Annotated in this window: 18 protein-coding genes; 4 read left to right on the top strand and 14 right to left on the bottom strand. The window is 68.4% G+C overall.

The genetic code is table 11. The features are described from left to right. The 11 genes from manD to ACWDEX_RS20520 all read right to left on the bottom strand — a co-directional run bounded on the left by manD (position 1) and on the right by ACWDEX_RS20520 (position 12,693). Complete coding sequence (gene manD, locus ACWDEX_RS20570; RefSeq protein ID WP_450465073.1) at positions 1-1,230, bottom strand: D-mannonate dehydratase ManD; 1,230 nt, start codon at positions 1,228-1,230, stop codon at positions 1-3. Between the two features lie 2 nt (positions 1,231-1,232). Beyond that, positions 1,233-2,615 carry a mannitol dehydrogenase family protein gene (locus ACWDEX_RS20565; protein ID WP_450465072.1) on the bottom strand — a complete coding sequence of 461 codons (1,383 nt, stop codon included), beginning with the start codon at positions 2,613-2,615 and terminating at the stop codon, positions 1,233-1,235. Between the two features lie 11 nt (positions 2,616-2,626). Further along, the gene (locus ACWDEX_RS20560) at positions 2,627-4,273 is read right to left on the bottom strand and encodes a hypothetical protein (RefSeq protein ID WP_450465071.1); all 1,647 of its coding nucleotides are present in this window, start codon (positions 4,271-4,273) and stop codon (positions 2,627-2,629) included. An 11-nt stretch (positions 4,274-4,284) separates the two neighbouring features. Next, positions 4,285-5,460, bottom strand: a complete 1,176-nt coding sequence (locus ACWDEX_RS20555) for an N-acetylglucosamine-6-phosphate deacetylase (RefSeq protein ID WP_450465070.1) — start codon at positions 5,458-5,460, stop codon at positions 4,285-4,287. Continuing rightward, positions 5,460-6,383 carry a carbohydrate ABC transporter permease gene (locus ACWDEX_RS20550; protein ID WP_450465069.1) on the bottom strand — a complete coding sequence of 308 codons (924 nt, stop codon included), beginning with the start codon at positions 6,381-6,383 and terminating at the stop codon, positions 5,460-5,462. Before ACWDEX_RS20550 ends, ACWDEX_RS20555 begins: the two co-directional genes overlap by 1 nt. Continuing rightward, positions 6,380-7,330, bottom strand: a complete 951-nt coding sequence (locus ACWDEX_RS20545) for a carbohydrate ABC transporter permease (protein WP_450465068.1) — start codon at positions 7,328-7,330, stop codon at positions 6,380-6,382. Before ACWDEX_RS20545 ends, ACWDEX_RS20550 begins: the two co-directional genes overlap by 4 nt. Then, complete coding sequence (locus ACWDEX_RS20540; RefSeq protein ID WP_450465066.1) at positions 7,327-8,616, bottom strand: extracellular solute-binding protein; 1,290 nt, start codon at positions 8,614-8,616, stop codon at positions 7,327-7,329. The genes ACWDEX_RS20545 and ACWDEX_RS20540 overlap by 4 nt, the downstream gene beginning before the upstream one ends. A gap of 44 nt (positions 8,617-8,660) precedes the next feature. Then, positions 8,661-9,509, bottom strand: a complete 849-nt coding sequence (locus ACWDEX_RS20535; protein WP_450465065.1) for a Gfo/Idh/MocA family protein — start codon at positions 9,507-9,509, stop codon at positions 8,661-8,663. Between the two features lie 3 nt (positions 9,510-9,512). Continuing rightward, the gene (locus ACWDEX_RS20530) at positions 9,513-10,544 is read right to left on the bottom strand and encodes a Gfo/Idh/MocA family protein (protein ID WP_450465064.1); all 1,032 of its coding nucleotides are present in this window, start codon (positions 10,542-10,544) and stop codon (positions 9,513-9,515) included. 47 nt (positions 10,545-10,591) lie between these two features. Then, a complete protein-coding gene (locus ACWDEX_RS20525; RefSeq protein WP_450465063.1) occupies positions 10,592-11,614 on the bottom strand; it encodes a Gfo/Idh/MocA family protein in 1,023 nt (340 codons plus the stop codon). A 74-nt stretch (positions 11,615-11,688) separates the two neighbouring features. After that, positions 11,689-12,693, bottom strand: coding sequence for a LacI family DNA-binding transcriptional regulator (locus ACWDEX_RS20520; RefSeq protein ID WP_450465061.1), 1,005 nt, complete (start codon positions 12,691-12,693; stop codon positions 11,689-11,691). A gap of 61 nt (positions 12,694-12,754) precedes the next feature. On the opposite strand from ACWDEX_RS20520, the gene ACWDEX_RS20515 reads away from it, so the two are divergent. Together ACWDEX_RS20515 and ACWDEX_RS20510 are read left to right on the top strand one after the other, a co-directional pair. Further along, entirely contained in the window at positions 12,755-13,534 is a 780-nt protein-coding gene (locus ACWDEX_RS20515; protein WP_450465060.1) for a glucosamine-6-phosphate deaminase, read from the top strand. Positions 13,535-13,785: 251 nt separating this feature from the next. Further along, positions 13,786-14,691 carry an alpha/beta fold hydrolase gene (locus ACWDEX_RS20510; RefSeq protein ID WP_450465059.1) on the top strand — a complete coding sequence of 302 codons (906 nt, stop codon included), beginning with the start codon at positions 13,786-13,788 and terminating at the stop codon, positions 14,689-14,691. Between the two features lie 4 nt (positions 14,692-14,695). Here ACWDEX_RS20510 and ACWDEX_RS20505 read toward each other — a convergent pair whose 3' ends face one another. Together ACWDEX_RS20505 and ACWDEX_RS20500 are read right to left on the bottom strand one after the other, a co-directional pair. Continuing rightward, positions 14,696-15,145, bottom strand: a complete 450-nt coding sequence (locus ACWDEX_RS20505) for a hypothetical protein (protein ID WP_450465058.1) — start codon at positions 15,143-15,145, stop codon at positions 14,696-14,698. Beyond that, positions 15,142-15,642 carry an RNA polymerase sigma factor gene (locus ACWDEX_RS20500; protein WP_450465057.1) on the bottom strand — a complete coding sequence of 167 codons (501 nt, stop codon included), beginning with the start codon at positions 15,640-15,642 and terminating at the stop codon, positions 15,142-15,144. Before ACWDEX_RS20500 ends, ACWDEX_RS20505 begins: the two co-directional genes overlap by 4 nt. Positions 15,643-15,719: 77 nt before the next feature. On the opposite strand from ACWDEX_RS20500, the gene ACWDEX_RS20495 reads away from it, so the two are divergent. Together ACWDEX_RS20495 and ACWDEX_RS20490 are read left to right on the top strand one after the other, a co-directional pair. Continuing rightward, the gene (locus ACWDEX_RS20495; RefSeq protein ID WP_450465056.1) at positions 15,720-16,034 is read left to right on the top strand and encodes a hypothetical protein; all 315 of its coding nucleotides are present in this window, start codon (positions 15,720-15,722) and stop codon (positions 16,032-16,034) included. Positions 16,035-16,320: 286 nt separating this feature from the next. Next, on the top strand, positions 16,321-17,346 hold the full coding sequence (locus ACWDEX_RS20490) for a hypothetical protein (RefSeq protein ID WP_450465055.1): 1,026 nt from the start codon (positions 16,321-16,323) through the stop codon (positions 17,344-17,346). A gap of 39 nt (positions 17,347-17,385) precedes the next feature. On the opposite strand, the gene ACWDEX_RS20485 is transcribed toward ACWDEX_RS20490, so the two are convergent. After that, positions 17,386-17,988: a TetR/AcrR family transcriptional regulator gene (locus ACWDEX_RS20485; RefSeq protein WP_450465116.1), complete on the bottom strand. Its 603-nt coding sequence runs from the start codon at positions 17,986-17,988 to the stop codon at positions 17,386-17,388. Positions 17,989-18,013 lie beyond the last annotated feature (25 nt).

The raw sequence follows: 18,013 nt of genomic DNA, 5'->3' as shown, positions 1-18,013 counted from the left end.
TCACCAGTCGTGCATGGTGCCGTCAGCGAGCCTGTTGTACGGCAGGTATGCCTGCTGGTACGGGTGGGCGGCGGCTGCCTCTTCGTCCAGCTCGACGCCGAGACCTGGCGTGTCGCCCGGGTGCAGCAGGCCGTCCTTGAAGGTCAGGGACTGCCGGAACACGGCGTTGGTGGCCTCGCTGTGGCCCATGTACTCCTGGATGCCGAAATTGTGGAGGGAGAGTCCCAGATGGGTCTGGGCGGCCAGGCCTACCGGGGAGATGTCGGTGGGGCCGTGGAAGCCCGACCTGATCTGGTATTCGGCTGCCGTGCCCATGATCTTGCGGAGCGGGGTGATGCCGCCGAAGTGGGTCGCGGAGGCCCGGACGTAGTCGATGAGCCGCTCGGTGAGCAGGGTCTGGAAGTCGGCGGCGTGGTTGAACACCTCGCCGACCGCCAGCGGTGTGGTGGTGTGGTGGCGGAGCAGCCGGAACGCCTCCTGGTGTTCGGCGGGCGTGCTGTCTTCCAGCCAGAACAGGTCATACGGCTCGAGGGCCTTGCCCAGCTTCGCGGCCTGGATCGGTGTCATCCGGTGGTGGCCGTCGTGCAGTAACGGCAGTTGGGGGCCGAATTCGTTGCGTACGGCCTCGAAGACCGTGGGCAGATGGCGCAGGTAAGCACGGGTGTCCCAGTCCTCCTCCGTCGGCCTGCGGCCGCGTCCGGCCGGTTCGTGATCGTAGCGCTCCCCGCTGGCCTGAGGCTGTGTGGCCACCCCGTACAGCGTCGTGATGCCAGGGATGGAGCTCTGGATACGGACGGCCTGGTGGCCCTCCTCCAGATGGCGGCGCACCGAGTCGAAGAGCTCGGGCAGATCGCGCCCGGAGGCGTGGCCGTATGTCACCAGGCCGGTGCGGGAGGCGCCGCCGAGGAGTTGGTAGACGGGCAGACCCGCGACCTTGCCCTTGATGTCCCACAGCGCCATGTCGACTGCCGCGATCGCCGCCATGGTGACCGGGCCGCGCCGCCAGTAGGCCCCGCGGTAGAGGAATTGCCAGGTGTCCTCGATGCGGTGCGGGTCGCGTCCGATGAGGAGCTGGGCCACGTGGTCCTTCAGGTAGCTGGCGACGGCCAGTTCCCGGCCGTTGAGTGTCGCGTCGCCGAGACCGGTGACGGCCTCGTCGGTGGTGATCTTGAGGGTGACGAAGTTGCGGGTGGGGCTGGTGACGATGACGTCGGCCGAGGTTATCTGCATGTCTACTTTCTTGGTTTCAGGGATCGGCGGAGTTGCCGCACGGTGGTCAGGACCGCCCGGTTCTCTCCCCAGGCGGGAGTGATCACGGACAGCAGCGCTGCGAGGCGCCGGGTTTCTCCGGGCAGTGAGCAGGCGTGGGCGAGGGCGGGTGCGGCGCTGTCCGGCAGTGCGGTCGGGTCGGGGGCTGAGAGCACGTGATCGGACCAGGCAGCCACGCAGCGCAGGGCGGGGCCCAGATCACGGCCGGCGGCTTGTTCAGCCTCGACGACGGGCAGGATGCGGGCCCGTAGTTTGGTGCTGCCTTCCATGGCGATCTGGGTGAGGTGGTGGGCGATGCGGGGGTTGTGAAAGCGCATCAGCAACTGCCGACGGTATTCGGGGACGGCGAGCCGTTGATCGGTCAGATGTCGGGCGGCGGCGTCCCAGAGGTTCTCCACCGCCGTCCGGCAGGCGGGGTCGCGGATCGCGTCCGCCACCGTGTCGTGGCCGCGGGCGAGTCCGGTGTAGGCAAGCAGTGAATGCGCCCCGTTCAGCAGCCACAGCTTTCGCCGCTCGTAGGGCTCCACATCGTCGACGAACACGGCACCGGCCCGTTCCCAGGACGGACGGCCGGACGGGAAGCGGCCACTGAGCACCCAGCTGTGGAACGGCTCGGCGACCACCGCCGCGGTGTCCCGTAGACCGAGCTGCGCCGACGCCAACCCGATGTCGGCCGCAGTGGTGCGTGGTGTGATGCGGTCCACCGAGGTGCTGACGAATCCGACGTGGGCGTCCAGCCACTCGACCAACTCGCCGTCGATCTCGGCGGCGAGCCGACGGACCACGCGCCGGGTCACCGTGCCATTGCCAGGCAGGTTGTCGCAGGAGATGACCGCGACGCCGCCGCCTCCCGTGCGACGGCGCGCGTCCAACATGTCGACCAGGCGTGCGACCGCGGTGACCAGCCGGTCGCCACCTCTGCGCAGCACCTGCAGATCCTGCTGCACCTGGGGCGCGGCCATATCCAGCTCACCCTGCGCGGTAAGCCAGTAGCCCGCCTCCGTGACGGTCAGCGTCACCACGGCCGTCTCCTGTGCCGTGCCGAGTGCACGCAACCGTGGCTGGTCCGCGCCGTCGTGGGCCGCCGCGATGGATCCGACCACCTCGACCAGGTCGCCGGTGCTGGAACGTTCGATCACCGAGTACAGGCCGTCCTGCGCGGCCAGCAGGCGCGCTGCGTCCGGCCGACGGCCGGTGAACGCCGCGATGCCCCATTGGCCTTCGGGGTCGGCCCGATGGGTGTACCAGGCTTGGTGTGCCCGGTGGAACGCGCCGAGCCCGAGGTGGATGATCCGCACCGGGGCCCGTGGGAGGGCCCCGGCCGTCGCCCGGTTGAGTCGTCGCATCAGCAGCACCTCTAGTCCTGCGGATACGTGATTCCGCCGCCGCCTTGCACCGAAGGGAAGATGAGCAGGTTCTGGTAATGGTGCATGGCGATGCCGGCGAAGTAGGTCTCGTCCGGGGCGTAGGCGGCGTAGACCTTGTCGAGTTCGGCTTCCATGTAGGTGCGGCCCTCCTGCCAGAAGGTGACGCTCTGCGGATCGCCGGTGCCGGTGAGGTCCTTGGTCTCGACGCCGATAACCACGGACTTCGGCTTGCGGATCTGCCGGGCGTACGCCACCTCGTGGGCGGCCCGGGCGATGATGCCGCCGGTGCCGTCGGCGTGGTCGACATAGTCCATCAGCGCGACGTAGTCGCTGAGGTCCTGCACGTGATCGCTGAGCGGGGCGGTCTTGCCGTGCCAGGTGACGGAGGTGCAGCAGGGTGTCGAGGAGTCGAACCAGCTCGGGATGGCCGGGCCGAACAACAGCGGCTGGCCGGAGGCGTCGCGCAGTTGCACGAGCTTCTCGAGCAGGTCGAGCCAGACGACCGGGATGTTGTTTGCCGGCTCCTTCCACTGGGTGAGGATGTACGGCTCGATGTCGACGTTCACGCCGTCGAAGCGGGCATCGGATGGGGCGGCCAAGTTGTAGTCGAGGACCTTGGTGAACTCGCGGATGGCGTAGTGCTGGTACTGGGGCAGGGTGCCCAGATACGGCGGGGTGGTACCGCCGGCGATGACCGCCTGGACGTGGTAGCCACGGCCGCGCGCCCAGCGGACGAAGGAGGCCACCTGGGGACGTGAGTCGCGCAGCATGTCCTTGCCCTGGTAGCGATCGACGCCGAGGTAGATGGTTCTGACGGGGTCGGAGCCGGGGAAGGTGGTGGTGTCGTCCATCATCCGGCCGAGCCGGTCGCGGGCAGCGGTGTCGAACACAGCCTGGTAGGAACTCTGCTCCCACACCCACATGGCGCGGTCCTGGTCGTAGGTGCGGGGCGGCGCGGGCTTGGCGCCGCCGAGCGAGACGTAGGTGGAGGTCGAGGTGCCGACGTGACCGAGGCGGTCGGTGGCGCGGGCCTCGATGCCGGCGAAACCGGGCGTGAGGGAGCGCACGTCGAGTCGGGCCGCATAGCCGTTCGGAGTGCCGGGGATGCGGCGTGCCTGCTGCCAGGTGCCGCCGTTGGTCCTCACCTCGACGCTGGACACTTTGTTCTTCGACGTCACTGCGAGGGAGGTCCTGAGGGTCGTGCCGGAGACCTTGTCGGACATTCCGGGGGAGGTGATCCGAACCTGAGGCGTCGCTGCCGCGGGGTTGTTGACATCCACGGAGATGAAGTTGGACCACTGCGTGTACAGCGTCTGGATGTTCTTGCCGTAGACGGCCAGTCCGAGCCGCCCGTCCTTGTCGCCGACGTCCACGGTCGCCGACCAGGTGCCGCTGTCGGCGTCGGTGGTGACCGCCACGCTCTGCTGGGCGTCGACGATCAGCTTCAGATCACGGGTCTCGGCGAAATGACCGCGCACGGTGAGCGTGCGTCCGTCGACCGTGGATCCGTCGCCCGGGGAGTCGATGGTGATCACCGGGGTGGTGGCGGCGTATCCGGTACCGGTCGGCGCCAGCCAGGCCACAGCAGAGCACAGCAAGGCCAGCCCCAGGCACCACAGTTGTCTGCTTCGTCGCACTTTGCTGCTCCTCATCTTGTGGAGGGAGTGCTGGTTTTGAAGCTGTTGGGGTTCGTTGCGCGGTATACGGTCGTGCCGGCCACCACCGTTTGCAGAACGCGGAATTCATCGTCGAGCAGCACCGCGTCTGCCCACTTGCCGAGCGTCAGCGTTCCACGGTCCGCCAGCCCGGCGATCCTCGCCGGGCTGGATGTCGCGAGCGCCAACACGTCCTCGTCACCGAACGGTGTGTGCCTGCGCGCCCAGCGGACGCAGTCCGCCAAGCAGGCCGCCGACCCTGCGAGCAGCCTGCTGCCGGTGAGGACGAGACCGCCGTCTTCGGTGACGGTGACCTGACCGCCGACTGCCGTTGTGTACTGGCCGGGTGGAGAGCCGGCGAGTGCCGCCGCATCACTGACCAGGAATGAGCCTTGCATGCCCTTGGCGCGGATCATCGACGTGAGGGTGTCGGCGGGGAGGTGGTGCCCGTCCGCGATGAAGCCCGCGGAGAGCCGGTCGTCGGCGAGCTGCGCCCAGATCGCATTGGGGTGGCGGGGCAGCAGCGGCTGGATGCCGTTGCCCAGGTGGGTGGACAGGGAGGCGCCGGCCGCTGCGGCCTGGTGGATCTGCTCGGGCTCGGCAGCGCTGTGCCCGATCGCGACCAGGATTCGGGCCCGTACCGCCGCTTCGATGTACGCGGCGGCTCCCGCTCGTTCCGGCGCCAGCGTCACCATCCGCAGCAGCCCGTCCGATGCCGCGATCCAGCGGGCCAGTTCGGCGGTGTCCGGATCCCTCAGGTGGGCAGCGTCGTGCGCCCCCCGTGCGCCGTCCAGCGCAGACAGATACGGCCCTTCGACGTGGATACCCGCGATCGAGTGGGCGAGGAGGGCGTCGGTGCGGACCGCTGCCGCGATGGTCTCCAGAGCATGCACGATCTTGTCGTCGCCGGCGGTGACGACCGTCGGGAAGAAGGTCGTTGTACCCGCCGCCCACAGTGAGCGGGCCAGTGCGTGCACCGTGTCGATGCTCAGGTCGTCGGCGTTGACGTCGTGGCCGTCGTAGCCGTTGACCTGGAGATCCACCAAGCCGGGGATCAGCAATGGGCCGGTGGCGCTGCTGGTGGATTCGCGGAATTCAAGGGACCGGACATGCCCGTCCCGGTCCGCATGCACGCGTGCGTCACGCCCGTCCGGCAGCCGTCCCTCCATCAGCCCTTGACCGCCCCCGCCGCCAGGCCGGAGCTCATCCGGGAGTTCACCGTCATGAACAGGGCGATCACCGGCACGGCAATCAGGGTGGAGCCGGCCATCACGCCGCCCCAGTCGGTAGCGGCGGTCTCGCTGCTGAAGCCGCGCAACCACAGGGGCAGAGTCGCGTGGTCGGTCTTGGTCATGACGACCAGTGCCAGGTTGTACTCGTTCCAGGTGTGCAGGAAGGAGAAGACCGACGAGGTGACGAGCCCGGGCCCCAGCAGCGGCAGGGTGATGCGGAAGAACGCGCCCACTCGGCTGCAGCCGTCCACCATGGCGGCCTCCTCCAGTTCCACGGGGATGCCGTCGATGAAGCCGCGCAGCAGCCACACCGTGAACGGCACGACCCCGCCAAGACACAGCAGCGACAAGCCGGCCACGGAGCTGAGCAGGTTCCAGTCGTCGAGCATCCGGAACTGCGAGATGAACAATGCCTCCGCCGGCAGCATCTGCACTACGACGACCAGCATGATCAGGGCGCTGCGGCCGCGGAACCGGAACCGGCTGGCGGCCACCGCCGCCAGGAACCCGAAGAGTACGGCCAGGACCACCACCACGCTGGTGACGGCGGCGCTCATCCGCATCGCCGACCAGAACTTCTCATCCTGCAGCACCCCGGTGAAGTGCTCGAAGGTGAGCGGGAACGGTACGAACTGTGGTGTGAGCTTGAACAGTTCCGACGTCGGCACCAGTGCGGTGTTGACCATCCAGTAGACCGGGAAGATCCACACGAGGGCGGCCAGGACCGCGATCGCGTTGAGCAGCGACCGGCTGCGGCGGCGCCGCGACCGTGCGCTCGCTGTCTGCTGCCCGCCCGACGGGGGTTGGGCGCTGGTCGTCGGCGGGTGGGCCGCGGTACGGGAAAAGGTGGACGTGCTCATCCGGCCGCCGCCTCCTTTTGCTGTTTGACCAGCGTGCTGATGTATTTCCAGGTCAGCAGCAGGGTGAGGATCAGTACCACCGTCGCCAGCGCGGAGGCCATGCCGTAGTCGCCCTGGCCGATGCCCAGTCGGTAGACGGCGGTGCCCAGCAGGTTGGTGTCCTCGGTGGATCCGCCGTTTTGCTGCAGCACGTAGACCTGGGTGAAGACCCGCAAGTCCCAGACGATCTGCAGGAGTCCAACGATCATGATGACGGGAAGGACCAGTGGGAACATGACGCTGCGGAAGCGGCGCCACGGGGAAGCACCGTCGAGCGACGCGGCCTCCATGACCTCCACCGGGATCTGACTGAGGCCGGCATAGCTCATGAAGGCCACCAAAGGCACACTCATCCAGATCACGATCAGCGCGGCCACCGTGAACAAGCCCATCGGGTCTGCCGTCCAGGCGTGTTGCTCCATCCCGGTGAACCCAAGGTGGGACAGCAGCCAATTGACAACACCGTAGCGGCTGTCGAACAGCCACTGCCACACCGTCATGGTGACCATGACCGGCATGGCCCAGACGAACAGCAGCGCGACCTGCAGTGTGAGGCGGGCCCACCGGCTCACCGCGGTCATCAGGACGGCCAGCGCCACCCCGGCCAGCATGGTCAGCCCCATGCAGACGAGGCAGAAGGCGATCGAGCGGACGAGCACCTTCAGCATCGCCGGGTCGCTGAGCACACTCTGGTAGTTGTGCAAGCCCACCCACTCGGGCGCCTGCCCGAACTGCTGCCGCAACCCGAACTTCTGGAAGGACATCACGAGTTGGCGGATCAGTGGATAGCCAAGGGCCACCACGACGGCCACGAACACCGGCGTCACGAGAAGGTAGGGCGTGAGCTGCGTGGTGCGGTGCCGACGGCGGGCGGACGGCGGAGGCGTGTGCCTCGGTTCGCTGGTCATTTCTTGTTGAGGACTTCCTCGATCTTCCGATCCGTGTCCTTGGCCAGCTTGTCGACGTCGCCGCCGCGGGCGAGCTGGGCCCAGAAGTCGGCCGGGATGTTGTTGCCCTGAACCACCGCCCAGTTCTCGGCGGCAGGGGTGAGCACGGAGGTGGCGGCGATCTGCTGCTGCAGTTGCCCGCTGGCCAGGCCCTTGGGGACGTCACTGGCGTACGAGGTGTTGCCGGGTATCCAGCCCTGAGCGGCGACCCTGGTCTGGAACTCCTTGCTGTAAATCAGCTTCAGAGCGTCCCGCGACAGCGACTTGACCTGTGACTTCGCAGAGATGCCAATGCTGGAGCCGCCGGAGAACGAGTGGCCCATCCCGCCCGCCTCGACCGGCGGGATCGCCATCACGGTGGTGTTCTTCTTCATCTTCGGCGAGATGTTCGGCTCCGCGAAGGTGCGGCCGGAGATGATCGCCACCTCGCCGTTGTTGTACGGCACCCAAGGGGCCGCGCCTTGCTCGGAGGAGTCCTGCGCACCCAGCGCGGCGGTCTTCCACAGCTCCTGCAGCATGGTGATGCCGGCCTTGGCCTGCGTGGTGGCAAGCGTGCCCTTCCAGGTGCCGTCGGAGTTCTGCTTGGCGTAGTTGGCGCCCTGCGAGAAGATCCACGCCTCCATGAAGTGGTTGTCGGCGGCCGGCAGGTAGATGCCCTGGAAGTTCCTGTGCTTGTCGGGGTTGGCGGCCTTGACCTTCTGGGCTGCCGTGACCAGCTCGCTCAGCGTCTTGGGCTCGGAGATGTTCGCCTTCTTGAACAGGTCCTTGCGGTAATAGATGACGCTTGCTCCGCCATAGAGCGGCAGCGCGTACTTCTTGCCGTCGGCGGTGCCGGCCTTGACGAAGCTGGGGATCAGCTTGTTGCCGCCCAGTTCCTGGTACATGGGGCTGAGGTCGGCGAAGGCGCCGACGCTGGCGAAGGTCGACGCCGAGGTGTTGCCGATCTCGACGACGTCCGGCGTCTCCTTCTCACTGGCCATCGCGGTCTGCAGCTTTGCGACGATGTCGTCCCACTGCTGAACCTCGATCTTGAGGGTGGAGCCGGGGTGCTCCTTCTCGAACTGGGTCTTCAGGTAGTCCTGCGCGGGCTGCGGGATCGAGTCCTTCATGAACCACACGCGCACGGTCCCTTTGTCCGGGCCGCCGGAGAGGGATTCGCCGCCATGGTCGGAGCTCGAGGAACAGCCGGCGGACAGCAGCCCGGCGGCCAGGGCCGCCGCGGTGAACTTGGCGATTCTTGCGTCCATTGCTCTTCTCCATCGATGAAAGGTGGTGCGGCGGGACGCACCCACTACAGGGAAGCGCTGACCTGCTCCAGGACGGTGATCGGTGCCAGCAGGGTGTCGGCTGCGAGCGGCGGCGTGCCGGTGTCGAGCATCCGCAGGAAGACCTTCAACCCCGGCTCCACGTAGTCGGCATCCAGTTCGATGTCGTGGCTGACCAATCCGTGCCGGCCGACGATCTGGGCGTGGAAGGGCACCCGGCCGACCTCGGTGGGGGTGACGAGTTGCAGCGTGACCAGCACACCGCCCGAGCGGTAACGAGCCACGACGGTGGCGCCCACCCGCTCGACGTGCACCTGTCCCGGCTCCCCCGGGGCCAGACGCTGAGCGAGGTCGGCTGCGTGGATGCCGTAGAAGAAGATGCCGCTGTGCTCGCTGTCCGGATCGGCGGGGCCGGTGACGGTGACCGCCTGGATCTCACCGATGCCGGTGGCCGCGGTCTCGAGGCGTTCGGCGTCGGGGACCCACCGGACCGCCGAGTACGAGGTCATCGGCGCGCCACTGCGCCCGGCCGCTTCGATGATCGCCTTCGCGTCCTCGGTGCTCGCGGCGAGCGGCTTGTCCACCCAGACCGGCTTGCCGGCCTGGAGGAACGGCACCGCCTCCGCCCGGTGCGCGGCGCCGTCGCGGTTGGTGACGATCAGGGCGTCGACGGAGTGGATCAGCTCGGCCGAGGTCGGCACCACCGGGAGGTCTCCTCCCATCGCGGCCAGTTCCCGGTTGCGCTCGTCGTGGTCGCCGACGAGGGCGACTACCTGGACACGCTGAGAGAGCCGCTTGACGTTGAGGTGGCGCAGGATCTCCTCGGCATGGCTGTTTTCGGTGCCGACGATGGCGATGCGCACAGCGTCGCTCATGACTCAGACCTCCTTGAGGTCGACGGGGCGGCCCTGGCGGGCGGATCGGTAGACGGCCAGGACGACCGCGAGCGAGCGGTGTCCCGCTGCGAGCGTCACGGCCGGCTCACGGCCGGTGCGGATCGCGGTGACAAAGTCCTCGTACTGGGCGAGGTGTGCGTTGTCGACGAGGCTCCAGCCGTCGCGGAGCGGTGCTTCAGGCCCCGGCTGGGCAGGGCCGTCGAGGTCCGCGGCCGAGTGGAAGTACTCCAACCGGTCGTCGGCCATCACGGCGGACCCTCGGTCGCCGTGGACGGAAAGCCGCACGGGCAGACCGGGGTAGGCGGCGGTGCTGGCCAGCAGCAGCCCCACGGCGCCGCTCTCGAAGCGGATGGTGGCCGCGGCCAGGTCCTCCACCTCGATGTCCTCGTGGGCGAGACAACCGGTCTGTGCACTGACCTGGACCGGGCGCCCGAGGATCCACAGCAGCAGGTCCAGGGCGTGTATGCCTTGGTTCATCAGCGCGCCGCCGCCGTCGACGGCCGCCGTGCCGCGCCAGTCACCGGAGTCGTAGTACGCCTGCGGACGGAAGAACGCCGACTCGGCGATCCCGGAGGTGATACGACCCAGCCGGCCGGCGTCCACGCAGTTCTTGATGAATGCCGCGGGCGGCTGGAAGCGACGCTGGCTGATCACGGAGACGGTGAGCCCGGAGTCGCGCTGCGCCTCGGTGATCCGGTTGGCCGCGGCGAGCGTGATGTCCACGGGCTTCTCGACGAGCACATGTTTGCCCGCCCTCAGGGCCTCGACGGCCGCGTCTGCGTGCCGGGCGCTCGGCAGGCAGACGGCGACCGCGTCTATGCGTTCGGCACCGTACGCGTCGGCGGCCCTGCTGTAGGGGCGTCCGCCGTGCTGCTCGGCCAAGGCCTTGGCTTTGTCGAGGTCCTGGTCGATGACCGCGGCGAGTTCGACGTTCTTGCCGCTTTCGCTGAGCATGCTGATCAAACGGGCGTGCACGGCGCCGATGACACCGGCGCCCACCAGGGCGAATCGCATTGCTGCTCCATCGCTTTCGGGCGGTTCCGGGGGGGGGTTCGCGCAGGTCAGGGAGTGGTGGGCCAAAAGGTCGGGGCGGTGTCCGCCGCCCATGGAACACTCATGCCGCCGGCGTCGGCGGACTGTTGGGCCAGCAGCGCCAACCGGGTGGCCAGCAGGCTGTGGTGGGTGGAGATATCGGGGTGTTGGCCTTGTGCGAGGGCGCGCAGCGGGAGTTCGGCGGGTCGGAAGCCGTCGGGAAGGGCTACGTCGTGGGTTTGGGCCTCTTCGGTGGTGACAACGAGGCGGCGCTGGGCCCACAGCAGTTCGGCGGTGCCGCGGGTGCCGATCAGCCGCATCCGGTAGTCGCCGTGCACCGTCGAGGCGGCCGGAGTCATCCAGCTGACCTCGGCCGTGACGAGCACCTCGGCGGAGGCGAGTGTCGCCACGCCGTACGGGGCGAAGTCCGAGGTGCCGGGCACCGTGCCGGCGACGTTGCCGCGCACAGTGCCCGCGGTGAGCCCGGTGAAGCACAGCGCGGCGTCGATGTCGTGGACGGCCAGGTCGGCCAGGATGCCGCCGTAGCGAGGTCGTTCGAAGAACCAGCCGGGCCGCGTCGGCCGGTTGAGCTTGTGCGGACCGGAGGACAGCACACCGGTGATGTCCCCGAGCTTGCCCGCTTGCACCAACTCCAAGACGGCGAGCGTCTCCGGGTAGTACCGCTTCTCCAGCATCAGCACGACGTGCCGTCCGCCGTGCTGCGCTGCGGCAGCGATCGCCTCAAGGTCCTCGAGCGTGGTGCACAGCGGCTTGTCCGCCAGCACATGGCAGCCGGCGCGGAGGGCGTCGACGACCACCCGGCCCCTGTCGCCGTAGATGCCGGCCGTGACGACAACGTCGGCCCGCACCGCATCGAGCATCCGGCGGTGATCAGTGAAGACCCGGGCGCCGTGCGGAGCGGCCCACTTCTCGGCCGTCTCGCGCGTCGGATCTGCGACGGCAACCAGCTGAAGCTCCTGGGTCCGGCCGATCTCGTCGAGCACGTAGTCGACATGAGGATGGGCTGCTCCCGCAACGGCAATCCGTGTCATGAGCGGAACACAAGCATGCAACCGGTTGCACGTCAATGGGATGCGCAGACGAAGTTACGCCCGCTGCCTGCTCGTCAGTCGGGGGCAGGTCCCGTGGTCGCACGGATCACCAAGTGAGTTGCGATGGTCAGGCGTTCCGGCTCGGGGGCACCGGCCTGCAACAGGCGAACCAGCAGATCTGCGGCCGCAGTACCGGCAGCGGCGGACGCGGCGGACACGCTGGTCATGGCAGGGGTGGTGAGGGCCGCCAGGGTGTCGTCGCAGCCCATGAGGCTGAAGTCGTCGGGGACGGCGATGCCGCGCAACTCCAGGCCGGCGAGCACCCCCTGGGACACCACGTCGTCGAATGCGACCGCAGCCGTCGCGCCGGACTCCACCAGGGCGGACACCGCGTCGCGGCCCGCGGTGTAGCTGGGCCGGCCCACCTCGATGATGGAAACAGTCATGCCCGCCTTGTCGGCGGCCTGCGTGATGGCCACCCGGCGCTGCTGGTCCGACCAGGAGTCGCGAGGGCCGGCGAGGTAGGAGATGTGCCGGTGCCCCAGCCGCTTCAGGTGCACGACGCCCTCGATCATCCCCCCGGACGAGTCGATGAGCACCCGGGGGATTCCCTCGATGTCCCGGTTCACCAGAACCACCGGGCGGGCAGCGGCCAACTCCCGCACCACCTCGGCCGAGAGCCGGGAGGAAGCCAGGATGAACCCCTCGACCTGCGGACTGAACCGGGCCGTGAGCTTGGCCTCCCGCGCGGCGGATTCGTCGGCGTCGCCGAGGAAGACGGCCAGATCCGCCTCCTCGGCCCGGGATTGAACCCTGCGCACCATGGGCGGGAAGAAGGGGTTCGCCACGTCGGGCACGACCATCGCAATGGTGCCGAACCGACCGGTCGACAGCGCCCGCGCCGCCTGGTTGCCGATGTAGCCGAGGCGTTCGGCAACCGCCCGCACATGGTCGACGGTTTCGCGGCTCAGCAGTTCGGGCCGGGTGAACGCGCGGGAGACCGTGGACCGCGAGACGTCGGCTGCGGTGGCGACGTCGCCGATGGTGACACCGGAGTAGGAGCGGGAGCGAGTCGACATGCGCCTACCTTACTGACAACGACCACTTGACGTGCAACCGGTTGCACACCACACTCCAGCCATGCCAGCAAACGACCTCGACGCCAGGCTGAGGGTGCTACCGAACCGGCAGGTGCTGGGCGAGACAGCAGCTCACGAGATAGCGCACCGGCTGCGCCAGACGCTGACCGACCAGGGCCATGCCCGCATGATCTTCGCTGCGGCGCCCAGCCAGTCCGAGACCCTGGCCGCCCTGATCCGGCAGCCGGGCATCGACTGGAGACAGGTCACGGCCTTCCACATGGACGAGTACCTCGATCTGCCGCCCGAGGCGCCCGAACGCTTCGGCAACTGGCTGCGGGAGGCACTGTTCGACAAACTCCCCTTCGCTGCCGTCCACTACATCGACACGACCACGCCCGACTCCCCCGAAGCATCCGCCGCCGGCTATGCGAAGCTCCTGCTGGAGCGGCCCATCGACATCGCCTGCCTGGGCATCGGCATGAACGGCCATCTGGCCTTCAACGACCCGCCGGTGGCGGACTTCAACGACCCCGAATCGGTCAAGCCGGTCCACCTGGACCATGCCTGCCGCGAGCAGCAGGTGGCCGACGGCTGCTTCGACACCCTGACCGAGGTCCCCACGTCCGCCATCACGGTCACGATCCCGACGCTGATGAACGCCGCCCATCTGTTCTGTATGGTCCCCGGCCGACTGAAGGCGGAGGCGGTGCGGGCGACGATCGAGGCCCCGCTGAGCACCGAGTGGCCCAGCACCATCCTGCGCACCCATCGGTCGTGCGCCATCTATGCCGATCCTCACTCGGCGGCGCTGCTCGACGGACGCACCCGGTCCTCCTGAGATGGTCCGGGTGCCGGGCAGGCAGCCGAACCATCAGTCCTCGCGTCCCTGCGGGCCGACGTCGCCGTACGAACGTCGACCCGCCCGGTGCCTTCCGCCGTAAGCGTCCTCGCCGCCATGTGCCTCCCTGCTGACGCCGGCAAGTTGCTCCGGCCCAAGGAAAAACGACGGAACGTTTTGGCTCGGTCCTGCCTCCTGGCGTACCGAAGCGGATCCTCAAGGAGACCCGCCGAAGGCGAGAGGCGTTTCCCATGACATCGAGCACAACCTCGGTCAAGGCAGCCGTCGACAGGCCACTTCCGAACGCCGAAGGTGCGAAGCACAGTTGGGTGGAGGTGCGCGGTGTTCGGCTGCATGTCGCCGAGTACGGGACCGGGTCGCCGGTCCTGCTGCTGCACGGTTTCCCGCAGCACTGGTACGCCTGGCACCGGGTCGCCGTCCTGTCGGGCGCGGAGCGACGGCTGATCTGCCCGGATCTGCGGGGCTTCGGCTGGTCGGAGCAGACCCGGCGAGGCTACGACATCGATGGCTTGTCCGACGACATGCTCGCACTGCTGGACGCACTCGGGCTTGATCGTGTGGATCTGGTCGGACACGACTGGGGTGCCCACGTCGGATTCCGACTGTGTCTGCGGGCACCGGAGCGGTTCCGTGGTTACCTGGCGCTCAACATGGCGCACCCGTGGGCCCGGCAACGGGCCATCCTCCCGAACCTGTGGCGGCAGTGGTACACCGCCTTCGTCGAGTATCCGGTGATCGGCCGAGCCGTGCTGCGCCGCTGGCCGGCGTTCTGCCGCTTCCTGCTGCGTCACCAGGTCGCCGACCGGTCGGTCTGGCAAGCCGACGAGCTCGCGGAGTTCAGCGCCGCGGCCCAGGCAAGCGCACATGCCGGGCAGGCCATGTTCTGGCAGTACGTGGTCCACGAGGTCCCGGCGCTGCTGCACGGCATGTGGCGAGGGCAGCGGCTGACCGTCCCGACCATGCTGCTGGGTGGTGAGCGGGACAACGTGATCCCTCCGTCCATGCTGGCCGGGGGCGAGAGCCACGCGGACGATCTCACCGTACGGATCGTGCCAGGCGTCGGTCACTTCCTGCCTCGGGAGAGCCCTCACATGGTCGCCGGGGCGATGAGGGAACTGTTCGCGACCGGTCGTTGAACGACTACGGGCGCAAGGCCACCCGTAGCGCGACCTTCCGGATGAAGGCCTGGCTGCGGCGGGACCCGAGAGCGTACGCCCGCTGAACCGGCCGCAGGGCGGCGGGACGCGCCGCGCCGAGCATGGCGAAGCGCGTGCCGTCGCCCTCAGGCACGGCGGCCATACCCCCCACCACGAGTCGCGACTGCATCAGACACCAGCCGGGAGCCAGCCGCACGTCGAAAGCGCTGCGGCAGCCCAACGGGCCCACCGCCAAGGCGCGCTTGCGATCAGCGTCACCGGGCGGGACGCGGAACTCACGCAACAGAGGCACAAGGTGGGGCAGCTCGCCCGTCAGATCCGAGGCGACCGCCCATACCTTGTCGTACGGCAGCTCCAGGCGCTCCTCCGCGTACAACGTGGTGTGCAGACCCGCAGCCAGCAGCCGCAGCCGGGTCACGGCATCAACGCTCATTGCCCCCACGCCTTCCGGAACACCGAACGGGCGCGGTGCAGCCGGGACTTGACCGTGCCCGGTGCGATACGCAGCATTTCGGCCGCACTTCGTTCATCAAGCCCCTCAAGCTCGCGCAGTACGAGCACGGCGCGATGATGCACAGGCATCCGCGCAAGCACGTCCCGTACCTGTGCCGACAACTGACCGTCACCGACGACGAGACCGCGCAGGCGGGCGATTCCGTCGGGATCGACGGCCCGCTCGACGGCGGTTCGCCGCGCCACCCGCACCGCCTCCCGCACGGTGACGGTGCGCACCCACCCGTAGAACGCCTGCGGATCGCGCAGTCCCCGCATTCCGACGAAGACCGCGGTCAACGCCTCCTGGACGGCATCCTCCCAATCCGACAGCGCGATCGGCCGGCACAACCGGGTCACATATGGCGTCACCCCGGTCAGCACCTCGTCCATCGCCAGCACATCGCCTGACCGCGCCGCCCGCACCAGCGCAGCCATGGCATCCCACGGCGGCTGAGGTTCTGCTGCCCGTCCGTCCATCATCACGGACACTACAGCCCCCAGTCGTAGTGGAGTTGGCGATTGCCGTGTGGACGAGCCAGGCGACAGCGCATTCGACCGGTGGTCTGCAGCGGCGGTATTCGTCCTGGCAGCCCCGGGGGCCTGCACATCCACAACGGGCCGGTCTTCGGCCGCATCCAGACAGGCTCGGCGCGGTCTACCAGATCGAGGGCGAGCCCGAGACCGTACTCAGGCCCGGCGACGTGTTCTACGAGCCCGAGGGCGTGCGCATCGCACGCTTCGACGCGCAGGAGGAGGACGTGACCTTCTTCGGGTACTTCCTGCTCGCCGACGGTGTGAACCCCGAGCTCGTCTTCCCTGAAGTCTGACCACAGCCGCCGGGAAGGCTCAGGAGCCTTCCGAAGCAGTCCGCGATCCTTTCGAGCTGTTGGCGCCGGGAGCGCAGGCGCAGGGCCCTGAGACCCGTGACGATGTGCCGAGCGCCAGCGGTGACGTACCGTCCCAAACGCTCGGGCACCTCGTCGGCCAAGCCGACTACGACTGCCTGGACCTTCTCCAACTCCTCCAGAGGCATGCCAGAGGTGGCCCGCGCCTCGTCGTCCAGGGCCCGAGGCGTATGCCGTGTCAATGGATCAAGTCCTATGTTCAGCAGCTATGGGGGAACGTGAACTTCCAGGGAAGACGGGCAGCACCGTCCTGCGCGCCAAGTGGCTCCGGGTAACTGCCGCACTGGGAACGGCCGCGCTGATCATCGCTGCCTGGGCCACGGTGAACGACAAGTGGCCCTGGAGCGGCCTGCCGGACCGCACGTGCTGGGGCTCCATCGACCGGTCGCTGCTGACGAGGGCCGCTCGGTCTGGCGACGAAGCCTGGGAGGTCACGGAGGACAAGGACGGTTGGGGCGACCCGGAATGCACGGTGCGGAAGGGCGACTGGCAGCTCAGCGCCACCGTGATGAAGACACCTCTGAAGTCGCGTCTGTGGTGGAACCTCGGCAGGTTCTCACTGCCCCATGCTCTGCCCGGGATGATCAAAGTGAACGGTGACCGCGTGGACGGCTGGCTCCATCTGCCGCAGTGCCGGAACAAGCTGGTGACCGTCATCGTGCCCGGCGCGAAAGCGGACCGGCGCGCTGCTGCGGACCTCGCCACCAGGACTCTGCTCGCCGTCGGAAATTCCCAGGTCGAGAAATGCGGCGGCAAGCCCTTTCCCGTGCCGGACAGTTTCGACTGGCCCGCGCTGAAGCCGGTACGTCTCTCTCGCGAAGAGTCGCCCTGCGGCGTGACAGACGCCAGGACTGTTCGGGGGTGGGCCCGCGGGGAGGTGTCCCAACTCGGTGCTTTCGGTGACGCTCCGGTCAGCAGGTGCTCGGTGCTTCAAGACGGCGAGGGCGAGCTCGACCTGGGACTCTTCTCGGCAGTTGTCCTGCGTGACAAAGCGACCCTGGACGCGTTCTCGCCGACCGGCGTGCGGGCCGAAGTGCTGGTGTCGCCCGGTGAGCCCCTGAAGCTGACGGATGAGGATCTCCGCTACGACCGCGACGCCGCCACTGCTCTGCTGTGCGCCGAGCGCCGCGGGAGCAGGTATGTGCACGTATTCGCCTCGGGCACGGATGCTCAGTACGCGGCGATCAAGCGCGCTGTTCTGAACAAGGTCGCCGCCACTATGGGTTGCCACTGACACGGCAGCCGCTCGCAGCGGATCCCCCAGGTCGGCAACTCAACTCCTTGTGGCGCTCTGACCGTCCACCAACGCGGCCACCAGGCGCGCCATAGTGGGCCGTGGATCAAGTGTGCCCGGCCGACCGGTCATCAGGAGGTGGTGGGCGGTGCCGACTATGGCGAGGGCCACGGAGCACGGATCGACGGTCTCCGCCACCCGGCCAAGCCCCCGCTCTGCCTTCAGATAGCCGGTGATGGCCTCCTGGATCGCGGTAAAGCCGGGCGCCCCGCGTTCCAGGGCCTCGCGAATGCGCAGCGTGGCGGCGGGACGGGTCACGGCGAGGCCCGATATGGCGGGGCCGCCGGAGTCGAACAGTGCGAGGGCGACGGCATCGAGGTTCCGCGCCACCGTGCCCTGCCCAGTGAGCCCCGACAGTGCCTGCGCCTTCGCCGCCGTCCGCGCGAACCGGTCAAGGCAGAGCTCGGCCACGAACTCATCGAACCCCGCGAAATGCGCATGCAGCAATCCCTTGGCGCAGCCCGCTTCAGTCGTGACGGACCGGCTGGTGAGTGCGCCGGGGCCGTCTCTTTCCACGACGCGCTCGGCTGCCGCGAACAGCCGCTCGCGTACGTCCGGTGTCGCCACTCCGCGCGGTGACATGGGGCCCTCTTCCACTTCGCCTACG

The organism is Streptomyces sp. NPDC001020, from assembly GCF_053599115.1.
The sequence above is the reverse complement of the archived record's forward strand: the minus strand, read 5'-3'. Positions and strand labels throughout refer to the sequence as shown.